At 64.3% G+C, this 8,791-nt stretch carries 8 protein-coding genes; 6 read left to right on the top strand and 2 right to left on the bottom strand.

The features are described 5' to 3' along the window. Positions 1-145: 145 nt before the first annotated feature. From JDV09_RS27290 to JDV09_RS12720, 5 genes are all read left to right on the top strand, one after another. Complete coding sequence (locus JDV09_RS27290) at positions 146-538, top strand: adenylate/guanylate cyclase domain-containing protein (RefSeq protein ID WP_308124109.1); 393 nt, start codon at positions 146-148, stop codon at positions 536-538. Positions 539-716: 178 nt separating this feature from the next. Then, positions 717-1,562, top strand: a complete 846-nt coding sequence (locus tag JDV09_RS27285; protein ID WP_308124108.1) for an ATP-binding protein — start codon at positions 717-719, stop codon at positions 1,560-1,562. A gap of 46 nt (positions 1,563-1,608) precedes the next feature. After that, complete coding sequence (locus JDV09_RS27280; RefSeq protein WP_308124107.1) at positions 1,609-2,796, top strand: hypothetical protein; 1,188 nt, start codon at positions 1,609-1,611, stop codon at positions 2,794-2,796. A 244-nt stretch (positions 2,797-3,040) separates the two neighbouring features. Further along, on the top strand, positions 3,041-3,346 hold the full coding sequence (locus JDV09_RS12725; protein WP_221369501.1) for a type II toxin-antitoxin system RelE/ParE family toxin: 306 nt from the start codon (positions 3,041-3,043) through the stop codon (positions 3,344-3,346). Position 3,347: 1 nt separating this feature from the next. Then, positions 3,348-3,671 carry a type II toxin-antitoxin system RelB family anti-toxin gene (locus JDV09_RS12720; RefSeq protein WP_221369483.1) on the top strand — a complete coding sequence of 108 codons (324 nt, stop codon included), beginning with the start codon at positions 3,348-3,350 and terminating at the stop codon, positions 3,669-3,671. A gap of 485 nt (positions 3,672-4,156) precedes the next feature. Here the strand turns inward: JDV09_RS12720 and JDV09_RS12715 are convergent, their stop codons facing one another. Further along, on the bottom strand, positions 4,157-4,576 hold the full coding sequence (locus tag JDV09_RS12715) for a hypothetical protein (RefSeq protein WP_221369482.1): 420 nt from the start codon (positions 4,574-4,576) through the stop codon (positions 4,157-4,159). Between the two features lie 662 nt (positions 4,577-5,238). On the opposite strand from JDV09_RS12715, the gene JDV09_RS12705 reads away from it, so the two are divergent. Then, entirely contained in the window at positions 5,239-7,185 is a 1,947-nt protein-coding gene (locus tag JDV09_RS12705) for a hypothetical protein (protein WP_255605249.1), read from the top strand. A gap of 256 nt (positions 7,186-7,441) precedes the next feature. Here the strand turns inward: JDV09_RS12705 and JDV09_RS12700 are convergent, their stop codons facing one another. Beyond that, positions 7,442-8,620 (bottom strand): amidohydrolase family protein, encoded by a 1,179-nt coding sequence (locus JDV09_RS12700; RefSeq protein WP_221369481.1) that lies wholly within the window; start codon positions 8,618-8,620, stop codon positions 7,442-7,444. Positions 8,621-8,791: the final 171 nt, after the last annotated feature.

The following is an 8,791-nucleotide window of genomic DNA, read 5'->3' as shown; positions in this document are numbered from 1 at the left end:
AAGTACGGCTCTAGCAGCGCAGATGCGCCGTAGTTGCGATGACCTGATGACCTATACGGTTACCGGCGATACGCCCGTTCAGACTGGGTCGGGTGTGGCATTCTGCGGGGGTGTCCGCTGATCCTGCGGCACCGCCGTCGGGGTGGTGACGTTTTTGTTCACCGATGTGGAGGGGTCGACCCGTCGGTGGGAAGCCGACGCTGAGGAGATGCGGGCGGCGCTGGCCGCCCACGACGAAGTGCTGCGCCAGGCCGTTGAGGCGCACGGCGGTTGGGTGTTCAAGCACACCGGCGACGGGATGTGTGCCGCGTTCACCTCGCCGCAGGGTGCCGTCGATGCGGCGATCACTGCGCAGCACAGTCTGGAGTTGCCGGTGCGGATGGGCATCGCGACCGGCGAAGCCGAACTACGCGGCGATGACTATTTCGGTGCGGTGCTCAATCGGGCGGCACGGGTGATGGCCGCCGGGCACGGCGGTCAGGTTCTGGTGGCCGAGTCGACGGCGGGGCTGATCAGCGGGGTTGATCAGCGGGGTTGATCTGCGGGACTTGGGGCCGCGGCGGTTGCGGGACTTGTCCACTCCGGTCGGGGTGTTCCAGGTTCAAGCGCCGGGGTTACGCACCGACTTTCCGCCGCTGCGGGCGTTGGATGTGACACCGGGGAACTTGCGGCCTCAGAAAACCAGCCTTGTCGGGCGCGAGTCCGAAGTCGCCGAGGTGAAAGCGACGCTGCGCGAGCATCAGTTGGTGACCCTGACGGGGGTGGGTGGGGTCGGCAAGACACGCCTGGCGCTGGAAGTCGCCGCCCAGGTAGTGGATGAGTTCCCGGACGGGGTGTGGGTTTTCGAACTCGCCAGCGTCGGCGATCCGGCGGCGGTGTCTGATGCGGTGGCTGCGGTGCTGGGTATCACCCAACAACCGGGCAAGAGCGTCAGCGAGTCAGTTGCGGCGGCGCTGGAGGGCCGGGTGCGGCTCTTGATGTTCGACAACTGCGAACACGTCGTCGAAGCTGCCGCCGATCTGGTCGAGGCCATCCTGGCGGCCTCGGCGACCGTCAAGATTGTGGCCACCAGCCGGGAAGGACTGGGCATCGCCGACGAGCAAGTGTGGACTGTGCCCTCGCTGGACGTGGCGGCGGGAACCGAGTCTGCCGCGGTGGCGCTGTTCACTGAGCGTGCTCGTAGCGTGGCGCAACACTTCTCGGCGTCCACGCCCGACGAAGCCGTAGCGGTCGTGGAGGTCTGCCGACGCCTGGACGGGATCCCGCTGGCCATCGAGTTGGCGGCCTCGCGGATGGCGTCGATGACGGCCGGTGAGGTCAGGGATCGGCTGGATCAGCGGTTTCGGCTGCTGGTGGGCTCCCGGCGCGGCCTGCACCACCATCACACGCTGCGCCAAGCGGTGGGGTGGTCATACGACCTGCTCAAGGACTCCGAAAAGTCGCTATTGACCCGGTGCTCAGTATTCGCCGGCGGATTCGACCTCGAAAGCGACTGTGCGGTAGCCGGTTTCGATGAATCCGACGACTTCGTCGTGCTGGACCTGCCGGATGCCTTTGCGTAAGTCGCTTCTCGTCGCTGACCGGTCTTCGGGGCGGACCCGCTACTCCATGTTGGAGGCCATCCGCCAGTTCGCGGAAGAACAACTCATGGCCAGTGGTGAGGCGGCGGAAGCGCGAAATGCGCATGCCCGCTACTTCGCCGGGCGCGAAGCCGATGTAATAGCCGTGTGGGACAGCCCCCGACAGCGTGCGGCCTACGACTGGTTCACGATCGAGCTGGCCAATCTACGCACCGCGTTTCGCTGGGCCGCCGATCAGCGCGATCTCGACGTGGCCGTCACCATCGCCACCTACGCGGCGTTCCTCGGACTGTGGGTCGAAAGGTACGAGCCCATCGCCTGGGCCGAAGAACTGATCGAGCCCGCCCGCACAGTCGACCACCCCCGGCTCGCATACCTGTATGTGACGGCGTCGCAGTGCTGCCTGGCCGGACGACCCGAAGCCGCTCTCCGCTACAGCAGTGCCGGTCAGACGGTGGTCAGTGCTGGCCGCGGCGAGGTGCCGTTCGGCCTCGAGGAAAAGCTTGGGGCTGCGTTCGTGTTCATCGGCCAGCCCGAACGGGCGGCCGAATGGTGCCGCACCCAGCTCGCACGTGGTCGCGACACCCACACCCTCACTTGGGCATCCCTCGTTCTGTCCTTGGCGATCGCTGGTAACTTTGACGAGGCGCAGGCGGCTGTGACCGGCCTGATCGACGCCGCCGAAGAGACCCGGAACCCGCACGCGCTGTCCTATGCACTGCTCGCCCGCGGCTTCGCCTACCGCGACAGCGATCCTGTCCGCGCGCTGGAGGACATGCGGCGGGGCTTGGTGATCGCCCAGGACAGCGGCAACCGTGCCAACGAGTCGCATGTGGCAGGCAGCCTGTGCCGCCTCGAAGCCGACCACGGCGACCCGTTGGCCGCACTCGATTACTTCTCGTTGTCGATCCGCAACTACCGCGACTCAGGCGACACCACCTCGATCCGTGTGCCGCTGGCTATCCTCGCTGGGTTTCTCGACCGAATCGAATGCCACGAATCAGCGGCCATCGCGGCCGGTTTCGCGTTCGATCGCCTCACCGCCGCCTGGGTCCCCGAGATCAGCACCACGATCGCCCACCTGCGTGAGGTTCTCGGCGACCGAACTTACGAATCGCTCGCCCGCAAGGGCGAGACGATGACCACCGCCGCCATCGTGACCTACGCTTACGACCAGATCGACCAGGCCCGCTCCAGCCTCACACACCCTGGCTGACATTCCCTTGGCGGGGCTACTCAGGGTTCGTCGGCGAACTCGTCGCCGTCATAGGTCCGCCACCGGGCCAAGCTGAGTGGACGAGCAGCATTCGGCCGCCTGGGGAGTCAAACCAGTCGTCAAGACACGTACTCGATAGTCGTCGCCGGCAAAGAATCGGGCCCTGACCTGTTGTGTAAAACGTCAGCGTTATACTAATGTGGTGTGGGAAGTCATCCTGGTTGAGGAGGTGGACGAGTGGTTCATGTCCCTCGACCAGGAGAGTGCTGAGGCCGTGAGCGGTGCTATCGACTACCTGGAAGCGAACGGCCCCATGGCGGGGCGTCCGATTGTGGACCGGGTGAAGGGGTCGAAGTACCACCATATGAAGGAATTGCGTCCCGCTGGCACGAGCATCCGGGTGCTGTTCATATTCGACCCACAACGACGAGCTGTCCTCCTGGTTAGCGGGGACAAGGCTGGGAATTGGAAGCAGTGGTATCCGGACAACATCCCCATAGCAGAGCGGCGATACGAGAACTGGCTGAAAACGGAAACAGGAGGTGAGTGACATGGCTAGGAATTGGCGTGAGGTTCGCGCTGAAGCAATTGCCTCGGGACGGCTTGATCCGCAGCGTGCGGAGAACGCTCGCAAGGAGGCTGAAGAAGTGGTGCGTGCGCATCGCCTCGCTGAAGTCCGAAAGGCGTTGGGCATGACTCGGCAGAGTGACATCGCCGAACGGATGGGCGTGTCTCAGGCTCGGGTATCCAAGCTTGAGCGCGGCGACCTGTCACATACGGAACTCGGCACGCTTCAGTCCTATGTTGCGGCACTGGGTGGTGAACTGTCCGTCACGGTGAGGATTGGGCAGGACAACATCGAACTCACCGGTTAGCGGGAAAGATAAGCCAAACGAGGCACCCCCGGCCATCGACCGGGGGTGTTCTTGTCGGGTGGCCTCTGCCTCGACTCCGTGATGTTCTCCCTCGGCCGTGAGAGACCGCAGAGCCACGAACACGTTTCGAGGGTGTCGATCTCACCGGAGTCGGCGATTCAGGGCCGTAGCCGTGTTGGCGGGGTCAAACATAACAACACCTATACGGTTGGCCAGCAACGTGCTCTACCTCGATGACCTTTACGGTTGGCCTCACAGCTAATCGCCAAATACGTTGAACGGCTGCTCTCACATGAAGACGGTTCTACCAGCGATGACGCGCCCTAACACGCCCAACTCGGGGTAGCACAATGCATACGTCAAACAACATTTCTGTTCATGCCGCTAAGCCCGTCCGACCTTGCTGTCGCGGTCGCGGAAACTCGCCCTGCAGGCCGAGAGAAGTCACCGCAGACCATCGCCAGCTACGGCGCGGGCGCGACCCATCATCCAGGGGCTTGGCTCACCATCGGCGCGTTTGCATAGTCGGATGGAACCTGAATCGGCTGCGGCGGATCTTTGGTCACTGTGGGTGCGGTGGCGATGTCGGATGGGATGTGAAAGTTGCCCGCAAGCTGCCGTGAGCCCTGCGGGCTGGCTGGCGGGGCAACACAATCGGCTCCGTCCCACACTCCGCCAGACTGGCCGCAGCAAAAGCGCTCGTGCCTGTACTGGTCCTCCCGAGAGTCGATCGGCCCGCCTTTCATGCATTCGTCGTATCGTTCTATGTCCCACGTCCCGCTGTTGTTGGGTGCGGCGGTCGCAATGGTTGGATAAGCGAGCGGGGTCCCGGCAACGGCCATGGCGCCGAGCAGCATCGCTGCGTACGTGAAGCGGTTCAGTTTGGGGCGGGTCACCTCAATCATCGTGGATTCCTCTCGTGGTCTGGTGAGGAAAATGCTCCTTCGTCGAGGGGTGCTTCAGTAATCGCCCAGAAGCCACGGTTGTCTTCCGAGGGGGAAGGTTTTGCTATCGGCCAGGAAAGCAAGCGGTCGGCCGTCCAGTCCCACGCGCACGGCCATGCCCGAGCCGTGACGGAAGGCGGACAAAGCTGCTGTAACTCTGCGAGATTGTTGCGCACGAGGTGCCGATCGGCACCACCCGGGGTCAGCCGAGCTGGTCGAGCTTGTCGGCGGCGCGGAGGAGTGCGACGGCGAGGCGTGGTATCCGGCCGTGCCGTGCAGGTCGATTTCCCAGTCGCCGACTATGGTCGCCCCCGACCCGTAATTGCGATGACCATATGACCTACACGGTTACCGGCGATATGCCAGGTCAGAGTGGGTCCGGTGTGGCATTCTGCGGGGGTGTCCGCTGGTCCTGCGGTGACGCCGTCGGGGGTGGTGACGTTCCTGTTCACCGATGTGGAGGTCGACCCGCCGGTGGGAAGCCGATGCCGAGGCGATGCGGGCGGTGCCGGCGGCCCACGAACAGGTGCTGCGCGGGGCCTCATCGCCCACTCCAATGTTCAACAGGCAACCGAGGTGAGCACTACGGTCTGAGGCCTATCCGCGGTTTGATGGAGTATGCGATGAAGAAGCACGCAACAACCGCACCCCATGCAATACGGGTTCTGGTCCGTGTTGTGCTGATGCTGATGGCGCTCGAGGCGGTCTTGATCGTCGTCTTCCGCCTACAGATACGCCCGGCGATCAACGCCATCCGGCGCTTCAACCGAGCCGTGCTCAACCCGGTGATGATGAAACCGGCCGGGTCTGCCCACCGGTACGCGTCTGTGATCCACCACCAAGGCCGAACCTCGGGACGGTCCTACGCGACCCCGGTCGTCGTCGAGCGGGCCGGTAGCCGCTTCTACATCCCACGGCCCTACGGCCCAACTGACTGGTGCGCCAACGTGACGGCGTCGGGCGGATGCACTGTCGAACACATGGGCAAGCGCTATGACGCCACGTCGCCAACACTCGTTCCGTTCGCAGAGGCGGCACCGCTGATTTCGGCGCGGTCACGGCGATCGCTCCGCCTCTACAACGTGCGTTCGTTCCTGCGACTCGACATCACCGGCGAGCATAGTGAGGTCGGGCAAGCCGGACAGCACATGCGACTGACATCCCCACGACAACAAGCAAGGCCACTTCGCGCAACGGTTCGCGTGGCTCTGATCGCCTGGGAGGCCTGGCGTTTCCGGCGCGGTGACGATGCGGCGATCTCCCGCCGCCAACAGAAGCGGCTACAGGCACTCTTCCGGCATGCCCGGACAGCGTCACCGTACTACCGGAACTTGTACCGAAACGTCCCGGCCGGGCCGGTGGATCTGGCGTCCTTACCGGTCGTGTCCAAGCCTGACCTGATGGTGCACTTCGACGACTGGGTGACCGACCCCGACATCACCATTGCTTCGCTGCGGCGGGACTTCCTGTCCGATCGCTCGCTGCTGGGAGCCCGCTACCTGGGCCGCTACCACGTCGGGACGACGTCGGGAACGAGCGGGGAGCCGGCCATCCTGATTCATGATGATGCGTCGTCGGCGTTGTTCGTGTTCGTGGGCCGCCGCGGCGAGTGGCGGTTCATCGCTCGATGGAACCTTCTGTGCGGGGTGTTGCGACGCGGGCTGCGGGTGGCGGCCCTGTTCGTCACCGGTGGGCACGTCGGAGCCTCCGCTGCGTTGACGTCTGTCCGCCGCCGCAGCAGCTTTCTGGCCAACCGTGTGCGCGTGTTCTCGGTGCTGCGGCCGTTGCCGGATCTGGTGCGGGAGATGAACGAGTTTCAGCCCACGGTCCTTGACGCATACCCCAGTGCGTTGGCCCTGTTGGCCGGCGAACAACGGGCCGGCCGGCTGATGATCCGGCCCCTGCTGGCGATCACCGGAGGCGAGCAGCTGACGGCCGCGCTTCGCGCCGACATCGAGTCGACGTTCGGCTGCCCGATCGAGAACCATTACATTTCAGCTGAATTCCCCGCCTTGGCGATGGAATGCCGGCACGGATTGTTCCATGTCAATAGCGACTGGTATCTGTTCGAGCCGGTTGATGAGAACTACCGGCCGGTCGCGGCGGGCGTTGTCTCCCATACTGTCTTGGTCACCGACCTCGCCAACCGGGTGCAGCCGCTGATCCGCTATGACCTGGGCGACCGGGTGAAAGTGGCCGACGCGCCGTGCAGGTGCGGCAATCGGCTGCCGGCGATCACGGTCGAAGGCCGTACCAGCGACCCCCTGTCGTTCGACGCACCGGACGGGACGGCGGTCACGGTGTTGCCGCTGGCGCTGGTAGCGGTGATCGAGGACACCCCCGGTGTGCATCGGTGCCAGGCCATCCGCACCGGCCCGCGGACCCTGACGGTGCGACTGGAGATGTCATCCGACGCCGACTCCGCCCACGTGTGGCGTGCGGTCGACGGGCGGCTGGGGGCGTTCTTCGCCGCTCAGGGGACCGCACGTATCGCCGTGGAACACGCGACCGAACCGCCCGCCATCGACCCGACAAGCGGCAAGTTCCAGCAGGTGTGGTCGGCGCGCTAGCTGCCACATGTGTTCGGATACCCATACGGTTGGCCGGCAACCTTCGCTACCTCGATGACCTACACGGTTGGCCTCACCGCTAACCGTCAAAAATGTTGAACGGCTGATGGCGGAGAAAACGGCTCTGACCGCAGAAATGGCCTCGAAGACGCCGGCCCGGCCTGGTCGTGGTGCCTGCGGTCCCGCAACGCGCCGTCGGTCTCGCCTGAAGACCGACCCCGTGCCGAACGACATGCTCGGGACTCTCGTGGGTGTTTCAGTCGGAGATACCCAGGAAATTTTTGATGTTGTCGCTGCACATGCGGGCGGCCACCTGTGGGCCGACAGCGTCGACGAGCGCCGCCAGTGACTTCTCCGAGTAGCCGAACGTGCTTTCGTTGTGCGGATAATCCGAAGACCAGAAGACCTTGTCGGCGCCGATCCGGTCGATGGACTGCAGCCCCAGCGGGTCGACCATGAAGGATGCGCTCATGTGCGTGTCCCAGTAGTACTGGATGTCGTGCTGGAGCTGGTAGGTGTACATGTGCTGGTAAGACGCCACCAGGTGTTCGGCGTCTTGAAGGGCCCAGGGCACCCACGCGATCCCGCCCTCGAACCAACCGATCCGCAACCCGGGGTTTCGATCGAGGATGCCGCCGAAGATGTACTTGGAGAAAACCTCTCGGAATCCATCGATGTTGGTCATCATGCTGACGACGATGCTGTTGAACTCCGATGGGATCTTCGGCGGCGTCTCTCCGATGTGGTGGGTGAGGGGGAGGCCGGCGTCCTCGATCTCGTCCCAGACCGGGATCATGGCCGTGCTCGCATAGTCGATCGGGTTGCCGTCGGTGTCCACGCCGGGGTTCAACGGCATCAGGAATGTCTTGAGGCCCAGTGATTTCAGCTCGGACAGCGTCCGTCGGGCTCCTTGCGGATCCCACCAGTTGATCAGCCCGACACCGTAGAAGTGGCCGTTGGACTGCTCCTGCAGCTCGGCGACGTATTCGTTGTAGACCCGGAAGGCGAGTTCGCGCACCTCCCTGTCGGGATAGTGGAACAGCGCCAGAATGGCGTTCGGAAACGCCAGTTCCTTGTCGATCCCATCCTCGCGGAGCTCCTGGATCCGGGCCTCCATGTTGTTGCTCGCCGCGCCGGGCAGGTCGTCGTACTGCATCACCACCGCGCTGAAGGTGTCCCACAGGAAGGACTTCCCTTTGACGCCGATGTGGTACGCCCCGTCGTCGTACCAGATCCGCGGAGCCTCCTCTTTGAGACTGTCGGGGAACCTCTCGTAGAAGATGTCGTACGCGATCGTGATGTGATTGTCGGCGGAGAACACCTCGGTTCCGACGGGCAGACCGACGTCGGCCTTGTCCGCGTGGCCGTGCCGATTCTTCGGCGCGCCGAATCCTTCCGGCGGATACAGCGTCTTGGTGCCGGATTGGGTGGACATCATCGATCCTCCGTTCGGATCCCCGGGCAGGGGGCGGCGCCAGGTGACGGGCGGCTCGTCGATGCCGCAGTCGAGTCGGTCGTGCTCGAATGGAACCTCATCCGTCGATATTGCAAGATGCGGGGTCGGAATGCGGCGGAACACTTCGTCTCGCCCGGAGAATCGCCGAGC

Source organism: Mycolicibacterium xanthum, from assembly GCF_019710635.1.
GTDB lineage: Bacteria > Actinomycetota > Actinomycetes > Mycobacteriales > Mycobacteriaceae > Mycobacterium > Mycobacterium xanthum.
The sequence above is the reverse complement of the archived record's forward strand: the minus strand, read 5'-3'. Positions and strand labels throughout refer to the sequence as shown.

Bases quoted from the DNA above. Each gene is read 5' to 3' on its own strand.
- JDV09_RS12705 (WP_255605249.1), top strand. From the start codon at position 5,239: ATGAAGAAGCACGCAACAACCGCACCCCATGCAATACGGGTTCTGGTC.
- JDV09_RS12725 (WP_221369501.1), top strand. From the start codon at position 3,041: ATGTCCCTCGACCAGGAGAGTGCTGAGGCCGTGAGCGGTGCTATCGAC.
- JDV09_RS12720 (WP_221369483.1), top strand. From the start codon at position 3,348: ATGGCTAGGAATTGGCGTGAGGTTCGCGCTGAAGCAATTGCCTCGGGA.
- JDV09_RS12715 (WP_221369482.1), bottom strand. From the start codon at position 4,576: ATGATTGAGGTGACCCGCCCCAAACTGAACCGCTTCACGTACGCAGCG.
- JDV09_RS27280 (WP_308124107.1), top strand. From the start codon at position 1,609: ATGTTGGAGGCCATCCGCCAGTTCGCGGAAGAACAACTCATGGCCAGT.
- JDV09_RS12700 (WP_221369481.1), bottom strand. From the start codon at position 8,620: ATGTCCACCCAATCCGGCACCAAGACGCTGTATCCGCCGGAAGGATTC.